Raw genomic sequence first — 25,915 nt, 5'->3', positions numbered from 1 at the left:
CATGAAAAAAGTTACGATCGTGATTCCAAACTATAATGGCCTAAAATTCATGGAGCCCTGTATGGCTGCCCTGGATAAGCAGCTTTGCCGTGATTTTGAGCTGCTGGTGGTGGACAACGGCTCCACCGATGGCAGCGTGGAATGGCTGAAGGAGCATGGACTTCCTTCCCTCTTTCTGGAGACCAACACTGGCTTTTCCGGCGCGGTGAATGTGGGAATTAAGGCGGCGAAAACGCCCTATGTGATTCTGTTAAACAATGATACCGAGGCAGAGCCGGAGTATGTGGGCGAGCTGTTAAAGGCAATCGAAAGCTCTCCGAAGATATTTTCCGTCAGTCCGAAGATGATCCAGCTTTACCATAAGGAACTGATGGATGATGGCGGCGATATGTACAGCATCATGGGCTGGGCGTATCAGCGGGGCGTGGGACAGGAGATCGAACGCTATGACCGTCCGTGCCATATCTTTTCTGCCTGTGCCGGAGCAGCAATTTACCGCCGGGAGGTCTTTGAGGAAATCGGTTATTTCGATGAGATGCATTTTGCCTATCTGGAAGATATCGATGTGGGATACCGGGCCAAGATTGCGGGATACTATAATTTATACTGTCCGTCTGCGAAGGTGTTCCATGTGGGAAGCGGCACCAGCGGCTCTAAGTACAATTCCTTTAAGGTGAAGCTGGCAGCCCGCAACAACGTGTACTTAAATTATAAGAACATGCCGGCTCCGCAGCTTCTGGTGAACAGTCTCCCCATTGTCGCCGGAATTGCCGGAAAGTATTTCTTCTTTAAGAAGCTCGGCTTTGAGAAGGACTATGTGGCCGGAGTGCTTGAGGGTATCAAAACCGTGAAAAAGACCCGGAAGGTTCCATACCGGAAGGAAGATTTTCCTAATTATCTTGCCATTGAGTGGGAACTGATTTACGGCGCGGCGCTTTACATTTACGAGTTTTCCAGACGCCAGATCCGGAAGAAACTGGCTGGTATGACAAAAAGTTAATAGAAATTTAATATACTGATCCAGAAAATTCGTGTATAATCGTTACGATTCCATTATGATGCCGGAAGACTGCCATTTTGGCGGAATATCGGCAAATCCGCTGCTGTCTGGGTAATATAAAACGGCAGTTCAGAGATAAAGGTGGACCATATGATAAAAGATAATCAGACCAGACTGAACCGGCTGCATGTGCTTCTGGATGCACTGGTGATCGCGGCCGCCTATGTATTCAGCTGGTTTATTACACTGAAAAGTGGATTGTTTGGAGCAGATCTGGAGGCTGGTATCCTGCCGACCTGGTTTTATATGCGGGTCCTGGTGGTGATCATACCGGTCTATCTGCTTTTGTATACAGTCTTTCATCTGTTTACGCCAAAGCGGGTGCAGGGCAGACGACAGGAATTTGCCAACATCTGCAAGGCCAATATCATCGGACTGTTCCTCTTTGGAACAATCCTCTATTTAGGAAGAAAAAATCCATACCTGAGGGAATTCTCAGCCAGACTGATGGCCGGCTTCTTCCTGACCAACATTACAGCGGAGACGCTGGAGCGAAACCTGATCCGTACCGTGCTGCGTTCCATGCGCGCGAAGGGATACAATCAGAAACATATTATTCTGGTGGGTTACAGCCGCGCGGCAGAAGGCTACATTGACCGCGTGCTGGCCAATCCGGAGTGGGGCTACCGGGTACGGGGCATTCTGGATGACCACAAGCCGTGGGGCTATGACTACCGCGGTATCAAGGTCATTGGAACCATGAAGGATCTAAAGCCGATCCTGGACATGAACCGTCTGGACGAGATTGCCATTACTTTAAGCCTGAAGGAGTACGGCGGTCTGGAGCAGATCGTAGCGGTCTGTGAAAAGTCCGGTGTGCACACCAAGTTTATTCCGGACTACAACAAGGTGATCCCGACAAAGCCTTATACAGAGGATCTGCAGGGGCTTCCGGTCATCAACATCCGCCGTGTCCCGCTGAATGATCCGCTGAATGCGGCCATGAAACGGGCAATCGACATTTTTGGTGCCATTGTGGCCCTGATCCTGTTTTCGCCGGTCATGCTGCTTACGGCTATCCTGATCAAGCTGACCTCTCCGGGACCGCTGATCTACTGTCAGGAGCGGGTGGGACTGCATAACCGTCCTTTTAAGATGTACAAGTTCCGTTCCATGGAGGTGCAGGCACCGGAAAAAGAAAAGAGTGAATGGACCACGAAGCGCGACCCAAGGGTGACCACCATCGGCCGGGTGATCCGCAAGACCAGCATCGACGAGATGCCCCAGCTGTTCAACGTGCTGTTTGGCAGCATGAGCCTGGTGGGACCAAGGCCGGAGCGTCCATATTTTGTAGAACGCTTCAAGGAAGAGATCCCACGTTACATGATCAAGCATCAGGTACGTCCGGGTATGACCGGGTGGGCGCAGGTGAATGGCTACCGTGGCGATACTTCCATCACCAAGCGGATCGAGCACGATCTTTATTACATTGAAAACTGGACTTTGGGATTTGATTTTAAGATATTGTTTCTGACATTTTTCAAAGGCTTTATTAATAAGAACGCCTATTGACCCGGTCGCCGGAGCAGGCAGGAATGAGAATGAGGTACAAAACATGAGTCACGATTTTGACGATGAGTTAGAGCGCAGTACAGAGCGGAGAAGCAGACGCAACCCACGCATGCGGGATACGGCAGCGTATGGCTCTTCCGGGCAGGAGGGCGGATACGCGTCCGAGCGGGAGCGTTGGGAGAGCCGCCAGAGAAAACGCCAGGAAGCAGCAGAGCGGGAGCTGGACGTGATGGGAGATTCCCGTATCCATGCGATCCCGAAGCAGCCGAAAAGGGAAAGCAGTCAGGAGCCTGTGAGCCGGAGCTATGCGCCGGATATGCTGGATGAGATGGAGATGGGACGCGGGCGAGGCACTTCCCGCCGCAGAGGCAGCGCAGTACGTGCAGATCTGGGGCAGGAGAATACCGGAAACAGAGCTTGCGATTCCGATATACGCAGCAGTGCAGCGCGGGAAACCGCAGGCAGCCGTGCGGTACGGAAGGCAGCAGCCGGAAGAACGACCGGCGGAAACGACCGGCGCGGCGGCCGTTCTGATTTTGGACAGAGCGAGGCAAAGAAAAAGCGCAGACGCCGTATCATTGCCATGATTGTGGCAGAGTGTATCGCGTTGGTAGCCATTTTCAGCTATGCCTTTATGGCCCGCATGATGTCGAAGATCCAGCGCTCCGAAGATTTCCAGATCAGCGAGATCAAGACAAACGACATTGCGGTGGACGCGGAAGAGAATATGAAGGGCTACTGGACCATCGCCATTTTCGGCGTCGATGCCCGTGACAACTCGATCGAGAAATCCACGAACTCGGATGTTATCATCCTCTGCAACATCAACCGGGATACCGGCGAGATCAAGCTGGTATCGGTATACCGTGATTCTTACTTAAATATCAACGATAAGGGGGCCTATAGCAAGATCAACCAGGCTTACTTTGTAGGCGGACCGAAGCAGGCCGTCGAAGCCCTGAACCGCAACCTGGATCTGCAGATCCAGGACTACATGACCTTTAACTGGAAAGCAGTAGCCAATGCCATTGATGTTCTGGGCGGTGTGGACATTGAGCTGAGCAAGGCGGAGTTCTTCTATATTAACTCCTTCATCACAGAGACCGTAAAGGCAACCGGTATTGGTTCCCGCCAGCTGACCCACGCAGGCATGAACCATCTGGATGGTGTTCAGGCTGTAGCGTACGGACGACTTCGACTGATGGATACCGACTATGCGCGTACCGAGCGTCAGCGTAAGATTATTGCACAGGCCTTTGAGAAATCCAAGAAGGCTGACTTCCAGACTCTGTATACCCTGATCGGAACGGTATTCCCGCAGGTATCTACCAGTGTTGGTGTAGATGACCTGGTAAGCAACGCGCGGAATATCAGTAAGTTCCATCTGGGTGAGACTACCGGATTCCCGCAGGCACGCGGCGACGCGAACATGGGTAAGAAGGGGGCAGTGGTTGTTCCGGCTACCCTGGAGAGCAACGTCATCGAACTGCATAAATTTCTCTTTGGCGATGAGGCGTATACTCCGTCCGACACGGTAAAGAAGATCAGCGCAAAGATTTCTTCGGATACCGGCATCTACAAAGAAGGCCAGTTTGTCGGTAATGTCGGAACTGGCGGCGGTGTGGTACAGCCGCAGAAGACAACCGCTGCTTCTACAAAATCCTCAGAAAAATCCAAGGATGAGGAAGGGTACCAGACCGTATACGAGTATGACAAAAACGGCAAAAAGGTCAGCAAAAAGCTTAAGATGGAGACCGATGCGGACGGCAAGTATGTGAAATACGAGACTGACGCAGACGGCTTCCTGGTAAAGGGTGAGACCATTTCCAGCAGCCACAGCGCTACAACAGGGGCGGAGACGGATGAAGATGGAAATCTGAAAGAGTCCGAAAGCCGCAATAACCATAAGAATAATGAGAGTTCGGCCAGTGAATCCGGAATTGCGGATACCAAGGTAACGGACCGCCCGGGAAGCAGCACGGAGAGCACTTCTGCATCCCATCCGGGAAGCAGCACGGAGACCACCTCCTCAGGCCATGCAGGCACTACGACACCGACCAGCGCGGCAAGTCATCCGGGAAGCAGTACAACGCCGACTACGGCAGCATCTCATCCGGGCAGCACCGGTGAGAGTACGACATCCGGTTCCGGCAGTACGGTACCGACAGCAGCATCTCATCCGGGAAGCAGCAGTACGTCACCGACCAGCTCAGCATCTCATCCGGGAAGCAGTTCCACAACGCCGACCGGCGCAGGCTCCGGAAATGTTTCATCCGGAGGACCGTCCGGAAGCGGAAACGGAAGCAGCTCTTCTTCCGGCTCCGGACCAGTGTCAGCACCGGGACAGTAAAAATAACAATTTAAAAGTAATAGCAATATAGGTCCGAAGCCGGTAATCCCGGCATACCGCTGCGCAAAATATGGGTATTGTGTTCGGACGATGCAGCTGACAGATGTTTGCGGATAGTCGGACAAGATGTCCGCCTACCTCAAACACCAGTCGCTGCATAGCCGGACACGTATACCCATATTTATGTTCCGCGGAATGCCGGGATAACCGGCTTCTACTGTATTGCCTCCGCTAAGAGAGAAATAAAATCAGCCAGAACGGTACTGATAAAAGCCATGATTTCCAGCTTTTACCAGTACTATTCTGGCTGTGTTTTTTATTACCGTAAAATAGCCAGGAAAGCAGAAGCAGGCGGGGGCGGTATCCTGCGTAGCATAAATATAAGTGCAACGTGTCCGGCTATGTGGCGACTGACGTTTTCGGGAGGCGGACATCTTGTCCGACTATCCGCAAACGGCTGTCAGCCACATCGTCCGAACACGGCACTTATATTTTGCGCAGCGGGATACCACCCCGACCTGCTTCGGACCTTTCGTGAATATTCTTTTTATTTGGTGAGGAGTTCACAATTAAATTGAAAAGGGAACACAATTGCAACACATTTCTCTGCTAAAGTTCTTTACAGAGTTAAGGAAAAGAAGTACGGAAAGGAGATCATCATTATGTACGAAAACGACAGAGAAAACAGAAACGATTATTCGGAAGCTGGTTACAATGACCGCAACGATGAACATATGGAATACCGCAGTGAAGCATCCCGTAAGGAAGAAAACCAGGAGGTCAGAAGTGAGCAGCATCTGACACAGGAAAGCAGCCAGAGCAGCAGCGCATGGCAGTCCGCTCCGCAGGATAACAGCCAGAGCAGCGCATGGCAGTCCGCTCCGCAGGGAAGCAGCCAGAGCAGTGGCGCATGGCAGTCCGCTCCGCAGGGAAGCAGCCAGAGCAGCAGCGCATGGCAGTCCGCTCCGCAGAACAGCGGCCGGGCAGCCGGTGAGAATGGGGCAGCAGCCTGGAACACACAGAACAGCCAGACTGCAGATAAGGACAGAGCAGCTTCCTGGAACGCTCAGGCTTCCGCTCAGGACAGCAGCCGTCAGGGAGATGCTCAGACACAGGAGCAGCATCATACGACCGGAGGCTGGGCACCGCGCAGACCGGAGTTCCATCATGCTTCCCACCAGAGACCGGAACACACAAAACGAAGCGGCCGCAGCATGGCAGGAAAGATTGCCGGTGTTACCGCGGCAGCAGTCCTCTTTGGTACAGTAGCCGGTGGCACCATGTTTGCAGTAGATACGGCGGGTGAGTACCTGAAGGGTCAGTACACCACGATTGGCCAGACTGAGACGCAGGCCCAGGTAAAGGTAGCACAGTCTGATGAGGAAGACAGCAGTACCACAGCCGGAGCACCGGTTACTTCCGCAATCCAGACCGATGTTTCTTCTATTGTAGAGAAGGCTATGCCGTCCGTTGTTGCCATTAACAACACCATGGTTATGCAGCAGCAGACCTGGTTTGGACCGAGCCAGACCGTAGAGGTTCCGAGCAGCGGTTCCGGCATCATTGTCGGCCAGAACGACGAAGAGCTTTTGATTGTTACCAATAATCATGTAGTTGAGGATTCTAAGGAGCTGACGGTTACTTTTATTGATAATTCACAGGTCAGTGCAGCCATCAAAGGTACTGATTCCGAAACCGATCTGGCAGTTATCGCCATCCCGTTAAAGGATATCCCGTCCGACACCATGAGTCAGATCAAGGTTGCAACCCTCGGTGATTCCGACGCATTAAAGGTTGGTCAGGGCGTCATTGCCATTGGTAATGCCCTTGGTTATGGTCAGTCCGTAACCGTAGGTTATGTCAGTGCATTAAATCGTGAAGTGAAGGCAGAGGATCAGACCAGCCGTACCCTGCTCCAGACCGATGCGGCCATCAACCCTGGCAACAGTGGCGGCGCTCTTTTAAATATGAAGGGTGAGGTTATCGGTATCAACGCAGCCAAGTATTCCTCCACTGAGGTAGAGGGAATGGGCTACGCTATCCCGATCTCTCAGGCGCAGGACATCATCAACGAGCTGATGAACAAGAAGACCCGTGTCGCAGTCGATGAGGCAGATCAGGGTTATCTGGGAATCCAGGGTCAGAATATTGATGAGACCGCAGCAAGTATGTATGGTATGCCGAGAGGTATTTATGTATACAAGATTGTAGAGGACAGCGCAGCATCCAAGTCCGATTTAAGAGAGAAAGATATCATCACCAAGTTTGACGGTCAGACCGTGCGCACCATGGCAGATCTGAAAGATATGCTGACCTACTACAAAGGCGGTGACACTGTGAACTTAACCGTCCAGTCCCTGGAGGATGGACAGTATGTAGAGCGTACCGTTCAGATTACCCTGGGAACCAAACCGGCCGGTGAAACCAACTAACAACAATATTGAGACGGAACTAATAAAGAGTCCGGGCGTACGGGGAATTGAATTCTTACATTTTCACATATCCGTTGTTTGCTTGCTTTCGCTGACACGAGTTCGCCTGTGTCGGATTAGCATCCGCCACATTCGGACACGTGTGCTCAAGATGCAAACACCTGGATATGCGGAAAATTCCAGAATCCAATTCCCCGCACGCCCTGCTTTATTGGCTGCGCTACGAAAAGAATAGTGGCTGCAGGCATGTATTGGTCTTGTTAGGATAATAAAGGCTATGACCGGAAGGATACTGACCAGGGCGGCAGTTATGTGCCTGCAGAGCCTCTTCGGATGATTGCTTGATTAGCCCATATCTGGAGAAAACGGACACGTCAAGGTCGCGTAAGCGCTTGTTATAACCTTGATGTGTCCGTTTTTTCAGGTATCCTATGGCAAGCAAACGTAAGAGGTTTAAACCAATACATTGCGCTTGCGTGGTTTTTTATCTCTAGCGGAGCCAATGAAGCAGGAAGTGAATGAGACCGCTTTCCGGTATTTTCCACATATCTGGTTGTTTGCCTCTTGAACACACGTGTCCGAATGCAGCGGATGTAGTCCGATGCAGGCGAACACGTGTTGTGAGAGCAAGCAAACAACGGATATGTGAAAATATAGGAAAGCGGTCTCTTTCACTTCCGGATCTTTTATTGAATCCGTCTCAATATTTTTATTCCCGCATCAGCAGGAATGCCTGGTACAGATTTAGCGTTCCATATCCCCACTGCCGGTTGGGATAGCGGAACGCTTCTTTTCGTTCTGCCCCGCGGATAAGGATGGATTTTACGGAAATGCTGGTGAGGGTTGTGTCATTTCCCTGGGTGAATCCCCAGGAGAAGAGACAGGCCACGGCTCCGGCGGTGATGGCGGTGGCCACGGAGGAACCGGTCTGCCGGGACAGGCGGGAAGTGCCAGGCGGAATCCCTGGTCCCTGCACCTCCACGCCGGGAGCGGCGAAATCCGGCTTGATCTGTCCGGTGGCGGTGAAGCCGCGGCTGCTGTGGATGTAAAGGCTTCCGGTAACGTGGTTGTATGTGCTGACGGTTAAGAGCAGCGGCGCGTTGCCGGGATCGGTGATGGTGATGTCCGGGTCCGGCCGGAGAAATCCGGTGTCCTCTGTGAGAAATCCCTGCATGGGGAGCCAGATATGAAACTGCCCGGCGACAAACAGCGTGGGATAGACCCGGATATGCCAGATGCCGGGGGCCGGGCCGGTAAAACGCAGAAAAGCTAAAAAACGTCCGGAGGAGGATTCGGTAATCTGATAACTGATCAAAATGCGGGTGGCGTCAAGCTGGAAGGAAATCGTGGTTTCCTGGCCTACCGTCATGGGAATCCGCTCAATCACTTCTCCGGAGGGAGAGACAAAGCCTACCGTGTAAAGTTCTGAAACATCAGCCCACAACTCCATGGAAAAACCGGAGGTGGAATCCGCTACGCGCAGCTCCACATCCTCATATTCCTGATCAGGAGAAAGATTTCCAAAATAGTGATGCCGGAATCCGGTCTCGTTTCCGGCACCGGTGACACAGGCAAAACCGCGGGTGCCGCTTAAGGCCTGCAGCTGCATGGCCAGGGGAGAGATTCCGCTGTGGCTTCCCTGACTGGTGCCGACGCCAAGGCAGAGCACCAGCGGCATCTGGTACTGCCCGGCTACGCCTAAAAGAAAAGCTGCGGCAGCCATGATGTCATTTTCCTGATAAGCGTCTGCATCTGGCGGAACGGCAAAAAACTCCCGCAGATATTGCTTGGCCGGCTTTAACCGTACCACTGCCAGTGCGGCGTCCGGGGCGGCACCGGAAAACGTGGTGGGACTCTGAATCTGACGGCCTGCGGCAACTCCGGCCAGAAAGGTTCCGTGCCCGCTGGTATCAGTGGAGGGCACAAGCTCCAGCGGCTGTTCGGAGGCCAGGGCGCGGTTTAAGTCTTCCTGGCTGTAGACGGTGCCGTAAAACGGCTGGAATCCGGCCACAGCTTCCGGGGTATTTTCACTTTCAATAGTCTGATCCCAGAGCCGCAGGATCCGGCTGGTGCCGTCCGGGTTTTGAAACAGCGGGTTTGTATAATCAATCCCGGTGTCAATCATCCCGATGAGGATGCCCTGGCCGGTGCTCATGAGATTTGGCTGGGAAAAGACCGGAAGGATTCCGGTGGCTTCCAGGGCCGTGGTATCCTGTAGTCCGTAAAGTTTTGGAATGGCGGAGTAGGTGTGCTGCGTAAAACTTAAAGGGAGGACGCCGGAAAGGGGCGCGTGGACAATGGCGTATTCCTGACTCACCAGATTGACACACCGGGTCTGGGCCAGCTCGTAGAGGGAATCTACAGCCCGCGGGGAATACCGAACGATGAAATCGGCAATCTCTTCCGAGGCAGGGGAAACATTGCAGGGGATCATGAAAACTCCCGGAACTTTTTTCTGATAATATATGAAGGAACATCAGAACAGGTGTAAGTGTGATGGTACTGAACAGTTACGAACAGGTTACAGTTTGACGGCGTTCCGTTTTGATAGTACAATAAGAATAGCTGCGCAGTAATTTGCCACCTGCGCAATTGAGAGAATATCTGGAAATCAGGAGGAATGTGTCTATGCTTTATACAGGAATCATCGCGGCGCTGTCATCACTGGACCTTGGCATCAAATGGCTGATTGACCGGGAAAAACCGGAGAATTTCCCGAAGCCGCTGCCGCATACAAAAGGAAAAATCCTGCTGTACCGGAATCACAACGCCGGTTTTCCCTTCGGCTTTCTGGAGCAGCATGCAGAGCTTGTGCGGATGCTGCCGCTGGCGGTGATCTCAGGACTGGCCGGTTTTCTGGCTGCGATCCTTCCGCAGAAAGGAAAAACCGTACAGAAATTCGGCATTGCTGTTATTCTTGGCGGCGCGGTCAGCAATCTTTATGACCGCATGATCCGACACTATGTGGTGGACTATTTCAGCATTCAGTGTGGAAAACTGAAGAAGGTAGTCTTCAATCTTGGGGATATCTTTGTATTTCTTGGCTCCGGCATCCTGTTCGGAGCGGAGTTCATAAAGGAAATCCGGGGTATGCTGCCGGAAAAAACTCCTGTTGACAGCAGTCGTGAAACCATGTAAAATCGAATGAAAATATAAAAGGAGCGAAATATTTCTATGTTAGATTCTGGAGACAGTACGGGCATACAACTGGCGGCGGTTTTGATCCTGCTGATGCTGTCAGCGTTTTTCTCCTCGGCGGAGACTGCCCTGACTACGGTAAACAAGATGCGGGTGCGTACTCTGGCAGAGAGCGGTGACAAGCGTGCAGCCATGGTGGCGGCCGTCATCGAAGATCCGGCCAAGATGCTCAGCACCATTCTGATTGGCAACAACATTGTGAATCTGTCAGCCTCTTCCCTGATGACAACCCTGACCCTGCGCGTGTTTGGCAATGCGGCGGTTGGCGTAGCCACCGGCGTGCTGACGCTGCTGATCCTGGTATTCGGTGAGATCACGCCAAAGACTATGTCCACGCTGTATGCGGAGAAAATCTCTTTTGCTTATGCAGGTGCCATCCATGTGCTGATGGTGGTTCTGACTCCGGTAATCTTCATTGTCAATAAGCTGTCCATGGGAGTTCTCTTCCTTTTGCGTGTAGACCCCAACAAAAAGCAGGATCCCATAACAGAGGATGAGCTCCGGACGATCGTGGAAGTAAGCCATGAGGAAGGCGTTATTGAGAGCGAAGAAAAGAAGATGATCAACAACGTATTCGATTTCGGGGATGCTGTGGCCAAGGATGTTATGGTGCCGCGTATCGATATGGTCATGGTAGATGTAAACGCAACCTTCGATGAGCTCATGGAGCTGTTCCAGAATGAACGCTTTACCCGTATCCCGGTTTACGAGGAAAATACGGACAATGTCATCGGCATTGTGAATATGAAGGATTTTATTCTGTTTGATCATGAAAAGGAAAAGAATTTTTCCATCCGTGATTATCTGCGCCAGCCGCTTTATACCTACGAATACAAGAAGACGGCCGAGCTGATGCTGGAGATGCGAAAAACCTTCAACAATATTGTCATTGTACTGGATGAGTACGGTGCCACCGCCGGTCTTATTACTCTGGAGGATATGCTGGAGGAGATTGTCGGTGAGATCCGCGATGAGTACGATCAGGATGAGGAGGATGACGTAAAGGAAGTTGCGCCGGATGAATATCTGGTGAATGGTTCAGCCAAACTGGACGATCTGAATGACCGCTTGGGCCTGGAACTGGAATCTGAGGATTATGATTCCATTGGCGGACTGGTGATCGGCCTGCTGGACCATCTGCCGGAGGAAGGCGAGGAAGTTGATTACGAGAATCTTCATTTAAAAGTAGAAGAGATGGATAAAAACCGGATCGGAAAAATCCGCATTCAGATTCATCATCCGGAAGAGTCGGAGGATGGAGAGAAGGAAAAAGACGGAGAACACGAATAAAACAGTAAAAAAGAAGAGGATGCAGCAAACTGGTCCCGGAACATACCGGGTTCAGCTTTGCTGCATCCCTTTCTTTTTCATCAGCTTAAAATTCCTCCTGCCATGCCTCCTGCCGCGCAGCAGGCCAGTACCGGAAGCATCCGGGAAAGCTCTGGTACCTGCCCGTGGCGCAGCAGAAGGGATGCCGTAAAGAGCGCCAGAAAATACAGAACTCCGGTGAGAAGCCCCCAGAAAAAACGCCGGGTACGCAGCGCTTTGCCGCAGAGCAGCCCGCCCGCGAAGCAGGAGATGGCATAGAGGGCATAGACCGCGGGTGCAATCTGCGACTCCTTCAGTTTCAGCCTGTATAAAACAAAGGTCAGGATGAATAAAAGCAGGGCAGATAAAAGATAGGACGCAACAAGCGAGATCAGAACAGCTTTCGGGCGGGATGGCAGCATAAAACTTCTCCTTTAGGGAATACTCTGATTGCTTTATTCTATTCCGGGCTGTCCGAAAATATGTGTGGGGAAAATGAATGGAACAAATGGTTACTGTACACGGGTAGGCATTTTCTGAACTGAAAATGCCGTATGATATCGTGGTGGCAGCAGATTTTGCCGATTTGGAATGCGAAGCATCGGAAAAATCCGTTGCTGTTTGCGCAACGCGTGAACAGTAACAACAAATGGCTTAAATATAAAGAAAAACAGGCGAGAAATTGCAAAAATATCCTTGACATGCTATCATCAAACGGATATAATGACATGGCGTGCGAAAATCGCAGGATTTTTTGATGCGCAAAAAGCTGAAAAGAATTACAGCAACCAACAGACAATATCACAGGAGGTGAAAGGAATGCCAACATTCAACCAGTTAGTGAGAAAGGGAAGACAGACCGCAGAAAAGAAGTCTACCGCACCGGCTCTGCAGAGAGGATACAACTCCTTACAGAAGCGTGCAACCAACACTTCTTCTCCGCAGAAGAGAGGTGTCTGCACCGCAGTTAAGACTGCAACCCCGAAGAAGCCGAACTCTGCACTTCGTAAAATCGCCAGAGTACGTCTTTCTAACGGTATCGAGGTAACCAGCTACATCCCGGGCGAGGGACACAACTTACAGGAGCACAGCGTAGTATTAATTCGTGGTGGCCGTGTTAAGGACCTTCCGGGTACCAGATACCACATCATCAGAGGTACTCTTGATACCGCAGGCGTAGCCAACAGAAAGCAGGCTCGTTCCAAGTACGGCGCTAAGAGACCGAAAGACGCTAAGAAGAAATAATAAGTAACAGCTTACACTAGTAGTACCACTAACGTAAGTAAAAGTAGTTAGTGCCGGGATGATATTGCCTGTGGTTGCAGGAATAGATAGAACCGTGCGCGAACACATTTTTATGGAAACATGTGAGTACCTATGAATTAATTTCTATAATTAAGGAGGGAAGTAACGTGCCACGTAAAGGACATATTCAGAAAAGAGATGTATTAGCAGATCCTTTATACAACAACAAGGTTGTAACCAAGCTGATCAACAACATCATGCTTGATGGTAAGAAGGGTGTTGCACAGAAAATCGTATACGGTGCATTTAACCGTGTAGAAGAGAAGAGCGGCAAGCCGGCTCTGGAAGTCTTCGAAGAGGCTATGAACAACATCATGCCTGTTCTGGAGGTTAAGGCAAAACGTATCGGTGGTGCTACCTATCAGGTGCCGATCGAGGTTAAGCCGGAGAGACGTCAGACTCTTGCACTTCGCTGGATCACCATGTTCTCCCGTAAGAGAGGCGAGAAGACCCAGGAAGAGAGACTGGCAAACGAGATTATGGACGCAGCAAACAACACTGGTGCATCTGTAAAACGTAAAGAAGACATGCATAAGATGGCAGAGGCTAACAAGGCCTTCTCCCACTTCAGATTCTAATAGGAGGAAAAAGCTTTGGCTGGAAGAGAATATCCGTTGGAGAGAACCAGAAATATTGGTATCATGGCTCACATCGATGCTGGTAAGACCACTTTGACTGAGCGTATCCTGTATTACACTGGTGTAAACTACAAAATCGGTGATACTCACGAAGGTACTGCTACCATGGACTGGATGGAGCAGGAGCAGGAGCGTGGTATTACCATTACTTCAGCAGCTACCACCTGTCACTGGACCATTCATGGCCAGGACAACCGTCCGATCAAAGGACAGCCGGAGTATCGTATCAACATCATCGATACCCCAGGTCACGTAGACTTCACTGTTGAGGTAGAGCGTTCCCTTCGTGTACTGGACGGCGCTGTAGGCGTGTTCTGTGCAAAGGGTGGTGTAGAGCCGCAGTCCGAGAACGTATGGCGTCAGGCTGATACCTACAACGTACCGCGTATGGCATTCATCAACAAGATGGATATCCTGGGCGCTAACTTCTACGGCGCAGTAGAGCAGATCCGTACCAGACTTGGTAAGAACGCTATCTGCTTACAGCTGCCGATCGGTAAAGAGGACGAGTTCAAGGGCCTTATCGACCTGTTCGAGATGCAGGCTTACATCTACAACGATGATAAGGGCGACGACGTTACTGTTTGCGAAATCCCGGATGATATGAAGGATGATGCAGAGTTATATCACACCGAGCTGGTAGAGAAGATCTGCGAGCTGGATGATGATCTGATGATGCAGTATCTGGAAGGCGAAGAGCCATCTATCGAGGAACTGAAGAAAGTATTAAGAAAAGCTACCTGTGAGTGTACCGCTGTTCCGGTATGCTGCGGTAGTGCATACAGAAACAAAGGTGTTCAGAGACTTCTGAACGCAGTTATCGAGTTCATGCCGGCTCCGACCGATATCCCGTCTATCAAGGGTACCGATATGGATGGCAATGAAATCGAGCGTCATTCTTCTGATGAAGAGCCGTTCGCAGCTCTGGCATTCAAGATCATGACCGACCCGTTCGTAGGTAAGCTGGCATTCTTCCGTGTGTACTCCGGTACCATGAATTCCGGTTCCTACGTTCTGAATGCTACCAAGGGCAAGAAAGAGCGTGTTGGCCGTATCCTTCAGATGCATGCTAACAAGAGACAGGAGATTGACAAGGTTTACTCCGGCGATATCGCTGCAGCAGTAGGCTTTAAGATTACCGGTACCGGTGATACCATCTGTGATGAGAATCATCCGGTTATCCTGGAGTCCATGGAGTTCCCGGAGCCGGTTATCGATATCGCTATCGAGCCGAAGACCAAAGCTGGTCAGGGCAAGATGAGCGAGGCACTTGCGAAACTTGCAGAGGAGGATCCGACCTTCCGTGCATCCACCAACCAGGAGACTGGCCAGACCATCATCTCCGGTATGGGTGAGTTACATCTGGAGATCATCGTAGACCGTCTTCTGAGAGAGTTCAACGTAGAAGCAAACGTTGGTGCTCCGCAGGTTGCTTACAAAGAGACCTTCACCAAGGCCGTAGACGTAGACAGCAAATATGCTAAGCAGTCTGGTGGTCGTGGTCAGTACGGTCACTGTAAAGTTCACTTCGAGCCGATGGATGCGAACGCAGAAGAGACCTTCAAGTTCGAGTCTACCGTTGTCGGCGGTGCTATCCCGAAAGAGTACATCCCGGCAGTTGGCGCTGGTATCGAAGAGGCTTCCAAGTCCGGTATCCTTGCTGGATTCCCGGTACTCGGTGTAAAAGCTACCGTATACGATGGTTCTTACCATGAGGTCGACTCTAACGAGATGGCATTCAAGATCGCTGGTTCCATGGCGTTCAAGGAGGCTATGCAGAAGGCAGGCGCTATCCTGCTTGAGCCGATCATGAAGGTTGAGGTTACCATGCCTGAGGAGTACATGGGTGATGTTATCGGTGATATCAACTCCCGTCGTGGCCGTATCGAGGGTATGGATGACTTAGGCGGCGGTAAGATCGTTAAGGCATACGTTCCGCTTTCCGAGATGTTCGGTTACTCTACTGACCTTCGTTCCAAGACTCAGGGACGTGGTAACTACTCCATGTTCTTCGAGAAGTACGAGCCGGTTCCGAAGTCCGTACAGGAGAAGGTTATCAACGAGCACAAGAAATAATGTAATCTAATTTTCAGCCGGTGGTTCTGCAGTTGTTTTTATCAAAGAATATGCTGCAGAGCCGCCAGCCGGAATATAGAAAAGGCTTGAAAATATTGCGTAAATAGCATATAATAAAGAACAGCCTAACCATATAATCAATCGCCCGTACTAGGCGGGCAAATCAAGGAGGACGTTATAAAATGGCAAAAGCAAAGTTTGAAAGAACCAAACCGCATTGTAACATTGGTACCATCGGCCACGTTGACCATGGTAAAACCACTCTGACCGCAGCAATCACCAAAGTTCTGGCTGAGAGAGTTGCTGGTAACACCGCTACCGATTTCGAGAACATCGATAAGGCTCCGGAGGAGAGAGAGCGTGGTATCACCATTTCTACCGCACACGTTGAGTATGAGACCGAGCACAGACACTATGCACACGTTGACTGCCCAGGACATGCTGACTACGTTAAGAACATGATCACCGGTGCAGCTCAGATGGATGGCGCTATCCTTGTAGTAGCAGCAACCGATGGTGTTATGGCTCAGACCAGAGAGCACATCCTGCTTTCCCGTCAGGTAGGCGTACCGTACATCGTTGTATTCATGAACAAATGTGATATGGTTGACGATCCGGAGCTGCTTGAGTTAGTAGACATGGAGATCCGTGAGCTGCTGAACGAGTACGAGTTCCCGGGCGATGACACCCCGATCATTCAGGGTTCCGCTCTGAAGGCTCTTGAGGATCCGCACGGTGAGTGGGGCGACAAGATCATGGAGCTGATGGACGCAGTTGACAGCTGGATCCCGGATCCGCAGCGTGAGACTGATAAGCCGTTCCTGATGCCTGTAGAGGATGTATTCACCATTACCGGTCGTGGTACCGTTGCTACTGGCCGTGTAGAGCGTGGTGTTCTTCATCTGAACGATGAGGTTGAGATCGTTGGTATCCACGAGGAGACCAAGAAGACCGTTGTTACCGGTATCGAGATGTTCCGTAAGTTACTGGATGAGGCTCAGGCTGGTGATAACATCGGTGCTCTGCTTCGTGGTATCCAGAGAACTGAGATCGAGCGTGGACAGGTTCTGTGTAAGCCGGCATCCGTAAAATGCCACAACAAGTTTACCGCACAGGTTTACGTTCTGACCAAAGACGAGGGTGGTCGTCATACCCCGTTCTTCAACAACTATCGTCCGCAGTTCTACTTCAGAACAACTGACGTAACCGGCGTTTGCGAGCTCCCGGCTGGTACCGAGATGTGCATGCCTGGTGATAACGTAGAGATGACCGTTGAGCTGATCCATCCGGTAGCTATGGAGCAGGGTCTTCGTTTCGCTATCCGTGAGGGTGGTAGAACCGTAGGTTCAGGCCGTGTTGTTTCTATCGTTGAGTAATCACTGATCAGAAATTAATCGAAATTTTTATATCATGTAGATGCGCAGGAGCGCCTACTGTGTCCAAACGTAAGATGACCCGTGGAGATTTTCTCCACGGGTTTTTCTGTTGCGTGAATTTCACGTTACTGTTCACGCATTGCGCAAACAATTTCACACAAAGTTCAAACTAAAGATTTGACAGCTGTGTTATAATGTAACGAGTGCAAGAGAGCCCGAAGCGTGCTTGCACGGTTATGGCGATAGAATTGAGGAGTATATTATGAAAATGAAATGGAAACAGCAGGCAGCTACTGCATTAGCAGCAGTGCTCTGCGGAGCGGGACTGCATGCTGCGGCATCCGCAATGCCGGACACTCAATATACCTTTCATACCGATGTCTATGGACCGGGTGTGGCTAATCTGTCTTCTTCAGACAGCTATTCCAGATATCAGTGGGGCCTGAAGAATGATGCGGAGCTGCAGTACAGCGAGATCACAAATCGCTTTAAGGACAGCAACCCGAAGCTGGCAACCTACATTGATCTGGCAAACTACCTTGGCATGCCGGCCCCGGTAGCCGGACCGGATGCTTACCGTATCAAGGAGATCCGGGCAAGACGGGGAGTGGATATTGATATCCTGCCGGCATGGAACCTTTACGATTCCAGCACAGAGGAGCACCGGCAGGTGGTAGTGGCAGTCATTGACACGGGAATTGATATCAATCATCCTGATCTGAAGGATGCTATCTGGACCAACGAAGATGAGATTCCGGGAGATGGCATTGATAATGACGGAAACGGTTACGTGGACGATGTACATGGCTGGAATTTTTTTGATGGAAACAATGAACTCTGTAAAGGCATTGAGGATAATCATGGAACCCATGCGGCGGGAACCATTGCCGCCGCCCGCGGAAATGGCGGTATTGCCGGTATTACGGACAACAAATATGTGAAGGTCATGGTATTAAAGGCACTGGGAACCCAGTACGGTGTAGGTGAGGAAAAGGCCATCATTGAAGCCATTCGCTATGCGGAAGCAAACGGAGCCTCCATCTGCAACCTCAGTTTTGGTACGACAGAGTATTATCCGGAACTGGAGAAGGTAATGCGGGCATCCAGGATGCTGTTTGTGGTATCGGCCGGAAACGGAAACGAAAAAGGCATCGGAGAGGACACAGACCAGAAGCCGGACTATCCATCCTCCTTTGACCTGGATAATGTCATTTCTGTGGCAAACCTGATGTTTGACGGAAGCCTGGCGGAAAGCTCCAATTACGGAGCAAAGAGCGTGGATATCGCGGCACCGGGCACCTACATTGTCAGCACCATCGCAGATGGCGGTTATGGATTTATGACCGGAACCTCTATGTCAGCTCCGATGGTAGCCGGAGCGGCGGCGTTTTTGTATTCCTATCGCACGGATCTGCAGCTTTCTGATATCCGGAAAGTTCTTCTGGAAACGGCGCGAAAGATTCCGCCGTTGGAAGGCAAGCTCAGCAGCAATGGTATGCTGGATGTATATGCCGCACTGAACTATGGCAGAACGACGGAAACAGCAGACAGTGCGCAGACGGAGCAGCCGGCAGATCATACACAGGCAGACCAGAATGCGGCGGCTGGACAGACTGCGGAGCAGACAGCAGAGGCCCCACAGGAGCGCCAGAACAGTGACAGCGCATCAGACGGCGCGTCTCAGTCAGAGAGTACGGCTTCCACATCAAAAACAATTATAGCAGGAGGCGGGGAACCAGTTAATCTGGGGTGGTAAAGCATATCAGAAAATCCCTGCAAAATTCAGAAAAGAGCATTAGAAAAGCCCATGAAAACGATTTGTGAACGGTTTTCATGGGCTTTTTCAATATGCCTTTTATAATGCGGTCTGCGGTGCGGCGTTATTTCTTTTTATTTTTGTACTCAGCCAGCAGCCGCTCAAACTCTTCTTCGTCACCGGAGCGCTGCAGGCGCTGTCTGCGGCGTTCCCGTCGTTTTGCCAGGGCTTTGGCTTCTTTCTTTTTCGAGTAGATGAACCAGCTTATAAGGCCGATCACGCCAAGAACAAGAAGCACGATCAGGATTGTGATCAGGACACCGGCTACGGAAATATGTTTGTGTGGCCGCTGGGGCTTCTCTGCGTTGGAAGCAGTAGCCAGGGGAGCTTCTGCATTTGCGGTATCGAAAGCGGTTGTGGCAGCCTCTGAGGCTGAATCATTCCCGTCGATTGTGACGCCATCTTTTGCCAGCAGATACGCGGTACCGATTGTCCGGTCATTGTAGCTGTAGGTGAGCAGCGCTACGGCATTGTCTGGGCTGATCTCCGGCAGCGCCCCAAGCGTGATATCTGCATCTTCAAAGGAGGCACTGTTTGGCAGGGTGATTACGCTGTCAGGATCGATCATCAGATCAGATGCCTGAAACGAGCCTTTATCCAGATTGATGGTCTCGTTTCCGGTTACATAACGGCTTTCATAGTCTGCCACAGTGTAGTCCTGGAAGGACCGGAATCCAAATTCCAAAAGTGCCTTACCATCTACGAAGTATTGTCTTGGCTGCCCTTTTAAGATAACAGAGATCAGGCGGCGGTTATCTTTTACCGCGTAGGTAACCAGGGTATTTCCGGCTTTAATCAGGTAGCCTGTTTTTCCTGCTACGGCCTCTGGATAGTAATACGGGCTGCTGGGGTCTTCTGTCACGCAGAGCCGGTGCTCTCCGCGGATGGTGAAGCCATCCGGGTTCTGGGTGGTCGGCGCGATCTTATGGGTGGTGGCAGAGCTGATCTCTACCAGGGTTTCATTGTCGTAGGCAGCCTGGGCAATCAGGGCCATATCGTAAGCGGAAACATACTGATTATCGCCATTTAAGCCGGATGGGTTTTCGAAGTGGCTTTCCTGACATCCAAGCTGCGCCAGCTTTTCATTCATCATGTTCACAAAGGCAGAAATACTGCCTGCCGTATGCTCGGCCAGAGCATTGGCGGCCTGGTTGCAGGATACTAGCAGCATGGAGTAGAGACAGTCTTCTACGGACAGCTGGTCACCTGCCACAACGCTGATTTTATTTCCGCTGTCGGCCTCAACCTGGTTGACAGCCGTTGTAGAAAATGTTACAGTATCATCCAGATTGCAATTTTCCAGGACGATGAGTGCTGTGAGGATTTTGGTGATACTGGCCGGCGGGTAGGTCAGGTGGATATTCTGACCATACAGAATGGCACCGGAATCCATATCCATGACAATGCCTGCCTCAGCCATGATGCCGGTATCGGAGGGCCAGTCCGGTTTTGCCCAGGTTGTCAGAATGAACAACTGGCATGTTAGGACAAAACATACAAATTTTGATATCGTTTGTTTCCATTTATTTAGCAATGTGCAAACCTCCCGTGTTCTTTTTCCGTTTGCCGGTTCGAGTGAAAAGCAAGGAACTCTGCGGAAATATCCGTATTTTGGCAAACCGGACCTGTCTAATCATACCTTATGTAAAATAAATATTCAACCAAATATTCCATGAAATATTCGTGAAATTGCCACTTCCATTTTCCCTGTATTTGTAGTATCATAGTCTCTGCTACGATATATAGTTGTTTATAAACAATAAAAATACAAGATATAGTATATTTGAGAGGGGTTTAGGCATGACTACGGATGTTAAGACAAATGTCATCAAGAGAAACGGCAAGGAAGTTTCTTTTGATGTCTCTAAAATCGTGAATGCGATCACAAAGGCAAATGCCAGTGTGGATCATCTTCATCAGCTGAATGAATATCAGATCAATGCAGTGGCAGATATGATCGCTAAGCAGGTGGAAGAGGCTACGCATGCGGTAAATGTAGAAGATATTCAGGATATGGTAGAGACCGGCATCATGGAGATGCGCGGTTATGAGGTGGCGCAGAAATATGTGCGTTACCGTTATAAGAGAGAGCTGACCAGAAAGTCCAATACCACGGACAATGGCATCCTTGCTCTGATCGAGCATCTGAATGAGGAAGTAAAGCAGGAAAACTCCAATAAGAATCCGGTCATCAACTCTACCCAGCGTGATTACATGGCCGGCGAGGTCAGCAAGGACTTAAGCCGCCGTGTCCTGCTTCCGGAAGAGATTGTGCGCGCGCATGAGGCCGGTATCATCCATTTCCACGATACCGATTATTTTGCGCAGAAGGAGCATAACTGCGACCTGATCAATCTGGAGGATATGCTCCAGAACGGTACAGTTATCAGTGAGACCATGATCGAGAAGCCGCACAGCTTCTTTACTGCCTGCAACGTTACCACCCAGATCGTGGCACAGGTGGCCAGCAACCAGTACGGCGGACAGTCCTTCTCCCTGGCTCATCTGGCACCGTTTGTGGATATCAGCCGCCAGAAGCTGCGTAAGAACGTGATCGAGGAGCGCAAGGAGTGCGGAGAGACTCTGGATGAGACCATCATCAACCGTGTAGTAGAACGCAGACTGCGTGAGGAGGTCAAGAGCGGTATCCAGACGATCCAGTATCAGCTGATCACTCTGATGACCTGTAACGGACAGGCACCGTTTGTGACCATGTTCATGTATCTGGACGAGGTTCCGGAGGGACGCACTCGTGATGATCTGGCTATGATCATCGAAGAGGTTCTGATCCAGAGAATGCAGGGCGTAAAAAATGAAAAGGGTGTCTGGATCACTCCGGCCTTCCCGAAGCTGATCTACGTTCTGGATGAAGATAACATTACAGAGGATTCCAAATACTGGTATCTGACGGAGCTGGCTGCAAAGTGTACTGCAAAGCGTATGGTTCCGGATTATATTTCTGCAAAGATCATGAAGGAATTAAAGGGCGGAAACGTATATACCTGCATGGGCTGCCGTTCCTTCCTGACTGTGGAGGATTCCCAGAGAAACGCAGACGGAAGCCACAAGTTCTACGGACGTTTCAATCAGGGTGTTGTTACCATCAACCTGGTGGATGTAGCCTGCTCTTCGGAGGGCGATATGGACCGCTTCTGGGAGATTTTTGAGGAGCGCCTGGAGCTCTGCCACCGCGCGCTGCGCTGCCGTCATGAGCGTCTGCTTGGAACCATCTCCGATGTAGCCCCGATCCTGTGGCAGAACGGTGCCCTGGCAAGACTGAAAAAGGGTGAGACCATCGACAAGCTTTTGTTTAACGGCTATTCCACCATCTCTCTGGGCTACTGCGGCCTGCATGAGATGTGCGTACGCATGACCGGCAAGTCCCATACAGATCCGTCTGCAAAGCCGTTTGCCCTGGCTGTTATGCAGAAGATGAACGACAAGTGCAGGGAGTGGAAGGAGGCCGAGAACATCAGCTATTCCGTATACGGAACCCCGATGGAGTCCACCACCTACAAGTTCGCGAAATGCTTACAGAAACGCTTCGGTATTATTCCGGGCGTAACCGATAAGAACTACATTACCAACAGCTATCATGTTCACGTCAGTGAGGAGATCGATGCCTTCAGCAAGCTGAAATTTGAGTCTGATTTCCAGAAGCTGTCTCCGGGCGGCGCGATCAGCTATGTGGAAGTGCCGAACATGCAGCAGAATATCCCGGCAGTCCTGTCTGTCATGAAGTTCATCTATGAGAACATCATGTATGCAGAGCTGAATACCAAGAGCGATTACTGCGAGTGCTGCGGCTATGACGGTGAGATCAAAATCGTCGAGGATGAGGCAGGTAAGCTGATCTGGGAGTGCCCGAACTGCGGCAACCGTGACCAGGACAAGATGTCTGTTGCACGCCGTACCTGCGGCTATATCGGAACCCAGTTCTGGAACCAGGGACGGACGCAGGAAATCCGCGACCGCGTGCTGCATCTGTAAAAACGGAAATAATATATTGTATGCCAGGCGGACAGAAAAACATAGCAGTTGTTTTTCTGTTCGCCTCTTCACATTTTTTGCGAAAAATAACGGTCATATTTTGTTGATTTTGTGGTAAAATAGACGTCATGCGAGAGAGAATCGACATAATTGGGGAGGGGATACAATGCAGCTACGTGATATCCAGTATGTAATTGCGGCTGCGGAAGCTGGCAGCTTTTCTAAGGCAGCGCTTGTGGTGCACGTAAGCCAGCCTGCGTTGAGCCAGATGATCCAGCGTCTGGAGGATGAGCTTGGGGTGAAGCTTTTTATAAGGAAGAGCAACAAAGTAATCCTCACAGAGGAGGGTGCTATTTTCTGCGAAGAGGGGCGGGAAATCCTGAATCGCAGTCAGCATCTGATTAGCCGGATGGGGGAATTTAAAGAGCTGACCCAGGGAAAATTGTCAATTGCCATTGCGCCATTTTACCAGAAGAATTTTCTGCTTCCGTTTCTGGCGGAATTCCGAAAAAAATATCCGGGAATCATGGTGCAGGTGGTAGATGCGTTTTCCAATTACTCGGAGGAACTGCTGATGAACGGGGAAGTGGATCTTGCACTGGTTATGCTGCCGTTCCACAGCGGTACGATTCGGTATGAACCGCTTTACCGGGAGCAGATTTATCTGGCGGTTCCGAAGCATTCGGATGTATGTCAGAAGTTGGGGGGATCTGAATCACGGGAACTGGAGACGGAAGATCTGCGGAAGCTGCAAGAGGAGCCATTTATTCTATATGAACGTGGACGGCGTATGTATGAAAGTTCTCAGAAATTGTGCAGAAGTGCCGGATTTGTTCCGAAGGCGGCATTTTTATCCAATTCCTGCGAAAGCCTGAATGCGATGGTGGGAAATGGCATGGGAATCGGGTTTGTACCTTCCTCGGTAGAAAAAACAGCGAACCATGAAGAAATCGTATATTACTCCATCAACAGCCCGGATGCAATCCGGACACTGGCGGTCGGATATTTGGAGAAGAACTTATCGGCGGCTGCACAGGAGTTTGTGAAGATGGCCAAAAAACAGAATAGGATTACTGGATAACAGGAAATCTGAAAGGAAAATGCGATAACCTTTCAGATTTCTTTTTTTATTGCGATAAGTTTATGTTATAGGCATATTGTTTATGTATATTTCCTAATAAAAGCGCGGTGTGTTAAAATGGTTATAGTTAAAAAATACAAAAAAAGATAAAAATAATGAAAAAAATAAACAAAACAAACAAAAGCCTGAGCGGCAAAAAATAACATTAAGAAAAGAGAGGGATCGCTATGAAAAAAAGAAATCTGAAGGTAATGGCTATGATGGCAGCAGCAGTTCTTGCATTATCCGGATGTTCTGGTGGGGGAAACACTGCGACAGAGGCACCGAAGTCAGACAGCAGCGCAGCTGCTACAGAAGCAGCCGCAGATACCAAGGCAGCCGATGACAGTAAAACGGCCGACAGCGGAAAAGCAGCAGCTCCCACAGATTACCCGACCAAATCCATTGACCTGGTTGTACCGTTTACCGCAGGCGGCAACGTAGACCTTTCCTGCCGTATCCTGGCTCAGGAGATGGAGAAAGAACTGGGACAGCCGGTCAGCGTTCTGAACAAAGAGGGTGGCGGTGCCGTTATTGGACAGACTTATGTAGCAAACTCCAAACCGGACGGCTACACGCTTCTGGCTATGACCTCATCCTTCGTTACCAACGTTCTGAGCGGAACTACTACTTATGATATGGATTCCATTATCCCGGTTGCAGAGTACTGCTTCGACCCGGAGATTATCGTAGTATCCGCAGATTCCGGAATTGAGACTATCGATCAGTTCGTAGAAGAAGGAAAGAAGAGAGCGTTACTGAATACCACACCTGGTTTCTCTACCTCCCATCACATTGCAAGCCTGTTATTCTCCCAGAAGACCGATGTTCAGTTTGAGTATATGCATACCAACGGATCATCTGAGCAGACTGTACAGCTGGCAGGCGGACATGCTGAGGTTGGCTTTACTACTTACGCAGGTGCAGCTTCTCTGATCGATCAGGGCAAGATCAAGGTTCTGGCTATCTGTTCCGATGAGAGAAGTGAAAACCTTCCGGATGTTCCTACCTTAAAGGAAAGTGGTATAGACTTCACGTATGGTTCCTATAGAGGTATTGGTGTTCCAGCCGGCACTCCGGATGAGATCGTTCAGTACCTGTCCGATACCATGGAATCTGTTATGAACTCTGACGAAGTAAAAGACCAGTTTGCAAACAGCGGACTTCCGATTACCTATGCAAATTCATCAGACTTTAAGGCTATGCTGGATGAAGACTACAAGAATATGGAATCCATTCAGGATCTTTTGAAGGAATAAGAAGGGGGAGTACACTGTGGGTAAGAAAGACTGTGGACTTGGAATTGGCGCGATCGTCTTAGGTATTGCAGTATTTGTATATTTTCAGGGCCTTCCTGGTGCTGCAGGATCATACCCGAAGCTGGTCAGCGCGGCTATTGTAATTTTAGGAATTCTGATTCTGGCGGGTTCTTTCAAGGCTGCAAAGCAGGAAGAACCGGCTCAGAAGGAAAAGAAAAATATTTCCTATAAAACCGTGGCTTTGATTGTAGTGTATCTGTTTGCATACTATTTCCTGTTCCAGTATGTGGGCTATGTAATCCCAACGTTTCTGATGATGTTAGCCACATCGGTAACACTGGGATACCGGAACTGGAAGGTTCTGATCCCAACCGATCTGTTGATCAGCATTGGTTTGTATCTGGCATTTACACAGTTATTCCATGTAAGATTCATGGGTCTGTTTTTCTAAAATCATGTGAGAAAGGAGTGGAGA

General features: G+C 50.3%; 18 protein-coding genes. 15 read left to right on the top strand and 3 right to left on the bottom strand.

Annotation, left to right across the window (positions count from 1 at the left end; translation table 11 throughout):
• The first annotated feature begins 1 nt into the window (after window position 1).
• The 4 genes from DWY84_RS05120 (at window position 2) to DWY84_RS05105 (ending at window position 7,354) form a co-directional block, all read left to right on the top strand.
• Complete coding sequence (locus DWY84_RS05120; RefSeq protein WP_118531426.1) at window positions 2-1,000, top strand: glycosyltransferase family 2 protein; 999 nt, start codon at window positions 2-4, stop codon at window positions 998-1,000.
• Between the two features lie 150 nt (window positions 1,001-1,150).
• A complete protein-coding gene (locus DWY84_RS05115) occupies window positions 1,151-2,572 on the top strand; it encodes an undecaprenyl-phosphate glucose phosphotransferase (RefSeq protein WP_118531424.1) in 1,422 nt (473 codons plus the stop codon).
• A 43-nt stretch (window positions 2,573-2,615) separates the two neighbouring features.
• Window positions 2,616-4,922: an LCP family protein gene (locus DWY84_RS05110; protein WP_243024765.1), complete on the top strand. Its 2,307-nt coding sequence runs from the start codon at window positions 2,616-2,618 to the stop codon at window positions 4,920-4,922.
• Between the two features lie 662 nt (window positions 4,923-5,584).
• Window positions 5,585-7,354, top strand: coding sequence for a trypsin-like peptidase domain-containing protein (locus DWY84_RS05105; protein ID WP_243024764.1), 1,770 nt, complete (start codon window positions 5,585-5,587; stop codon window positions 7,352-7,354).
• A gap of 709 nt (window positions 7,355-8,063) precedes the next feature.
• Here the strand turns inward: DWY84_RS05105 and DWY84_RS05100 are convergent.
• Complete coding sequence (locus DWY84_RS05100) at window positions 8,064-9,788, bottom strand: S8 family peptidase (protein ID WP_118531422.1); 1,725 nt, start codon at window positions 9,786-9,788, stop codon at window positions 8,064-8,066.
• Between the two features lie 194 nt (window positions 9,789-9,982).
• On the opposite strand from DWY84_RS05100, the gene DWY84_RS05095 reads away from it, so the two are divergent.
• Window positions 9,983-10,492 (top strand): signal peptidase II, encoded by a 510-nt coding sequence (locus tag DWY84_RS05095; RefSeq protein WP_118531420.1) that lies wholly within the window; start codon window positions 9,983-9,985, stop codon window positions 10,490-10,492.
• A 36-nt stretch (window positions 10,493-10,528) separates the two neighbouring features.
• Window positions 10,529-11,842, top strand: a complete 1,314-nt coding sequence (locus DWY84_RS05090; RefSeq protein WP_118531418.1) for a hemolysin family protein — start codon at window positions 10,529-10,531, stop codon at window positions 11,840-11,842.
• An 80-nt stretch (window positions 11,843-11,922) separates the two neighbouring features.
• Here the strand turns inward: DWY84_RS05090 and DWY84_RS05085 are convergent, their stop codons facing one another.
• Entirely contained in the window at window positions 11,923-12,282 is a 360-nt protein-coding gene (locus tag DWY84_RS05085; RefSeq protein ID WP_118531416.1) for a TIGR04086 family membrane protein, read from the bottom strand.
• Between the two features lie 397 nt (window positions 12,283-12,679).
• Here DWY84_RS05085 and rpsL point away from each other — a divergent pair, with 397 nt between their 5' ends.
• The 5 genes from rpsL to DWY84_RS05060 all read left to right on the top strand — a co-directional run bounded on the left by rpsL (window position 12,680) and on the right by DWY84_RS05060 (window position 19,011).
• The gene (rpsL, locus tag DWY84_RS05080) at window positions 12,680-13,105 is read left to right on the top strand and encodes a 30S ribosomal protein S12 (RefSeq protein WP_118531414.1); all 426 of its coding nucleotides are present in this window, start codon (window positions 12,680-12,682) and stop codon (window positions 13,103-13,105) included.
• A 167-nt stretch (window positions 13,106-13,272) separates the two neighbouring features.
• Window positions 13,273-13,743, top strand: coding sequence for a 30S ribosomal protein S7 (gene rpsG / locus DWY84_RS05075; RefSeq protein WP_118531413.1), 471 nt, complete (start codon window positions 13,273-13,275; stop codon window positions 13,741-13,743).
• Window positions 13,744-13,758: 15 nt separating this feature from the next.
• Window positions 13,759-15,879, top strand: coding sequence for an elongation factor G (fusA, locus tag DWY84_RS05070; protein WP_118531411.1), 2,121 nt, complete (start codon window positions 13,759-13,761; stop codon window positions 15,877-15,879).
• A 182-nt stretch (window positions 15,880-16,061) separates the two neighbouring features.
• Window positions 16,062-17,255 (top strand): elongation factor Tu, encoded by a 1,194-nt coding sequence (gene tuf / locus DWY84_RS05065; RefSeq protein ID WP_118531409.1) that lies wholly within the window; start codon window positions 16,062-16,064, stop codon window positions 17,253-17,255.
• A 262-nt stretch (window positions 17,256-17,517) separates the two neighbouring features.
• A complete protein-coding gene (locus DWY84_RS05060) occupies window positions 17,518-19,011 on the top strand; it encodes a S8 family peptidase (protein WP_118531407.1) in 1,494 nt (497 codons plus the stop codon).
• 124 nt (window positions 19,012-19,135) lie between these two features.
• Here DWY84_RS05060 and DWY84_RS05055 read toward each other — a convergent pair whose 3' ends face one another.
• Complete coding sequence (locus DWY84_RS05055; RefSeq protein ID WP_243024763.1) at window positions 19,136-20,545, bottom strand: D-alanyl-D-alanine carboxypeptidase family protein; 1,410 nt, start codon at window positions 20,543-20,545, stop codon at window positions 19,136-19,138.
• 326 nt (window positions 20,546-20,871) lie between these two features.
• Between DWY84_RS05055 and nrdD the strand changes: the two genes are divergently transcribed.
• The 4 genes from nrdD to DWY84_RS05035 all read left to right on the top strand — a co-directional run bounded on the left by nrdD (window position 20,872) and on the right by DWY84_RS05035 (window position 25,891).
• Window positions 20,872-23,061 (top strand): anaerobic ribonucleoside-triphosphate reductase, encoded by a 2,190-nt coding sequence (gene nrdD / locus DWY84_RS05050; protein WP_118531405.1) that lies wholly within the window; start codon window positions 20,872-20,874, stop codon window positions 23,059-23,061.
• Between the two features lie 166 nt (window positions 23,062-23,227).
• Window positions 23,228-24,142 carry a LysR family transcriptional regulator gene (locus DWY84_RS05045; RefSeq protein ID WP_118531403.1) on the top strand — a complete coding sequence of 305 codons (915 nt, stop codon included), beginning with the start codon at window positions 23,228-23,230 and terminating at the stop codon, window positions 24,140-24,142.
• Between the two features lie 227 nt (window positions 24,143-24,369).
• Complete coding sequence (locus DWY84_RS05040; protein ID WP_118531401.1) at window positions 24,370-25,440, top strand: tripartite tricarboxylate transporter substrate binding protein; 1,071 nt, start codon at window positions 24,370-24,372, stop codon at window positions 25,438-25,440.
• A gap of 16 nt (window positions 25,441-25,456) precedes the next feature.
• On the top strand, window positions 25,457-25,891 hold the full coding sequence (locus tag DWY84_RS05035) for a tripartite tricarboxylate transporter TctB family protein (protein WP_118531399.1): 435 nt from the start codon (window positions 25,457-25,459) through the stop codon (window positions 25,889-25,891).
• Window positions 25,892-25,915: the final 24 nt, after the last annotated feature.

Origin of the sequence: Clostridium sp. AF27-2AA, assembly GCF_003478505.1 — a bacterium.
Lineage (GTDB): Bacteria > Bacillota > Clostridia > Lachnospirales > Lachnospiraceae > Brotaphodocola.
This window is presented reverse-complemented; position numbering and strand designations above follow the sequence as displayed.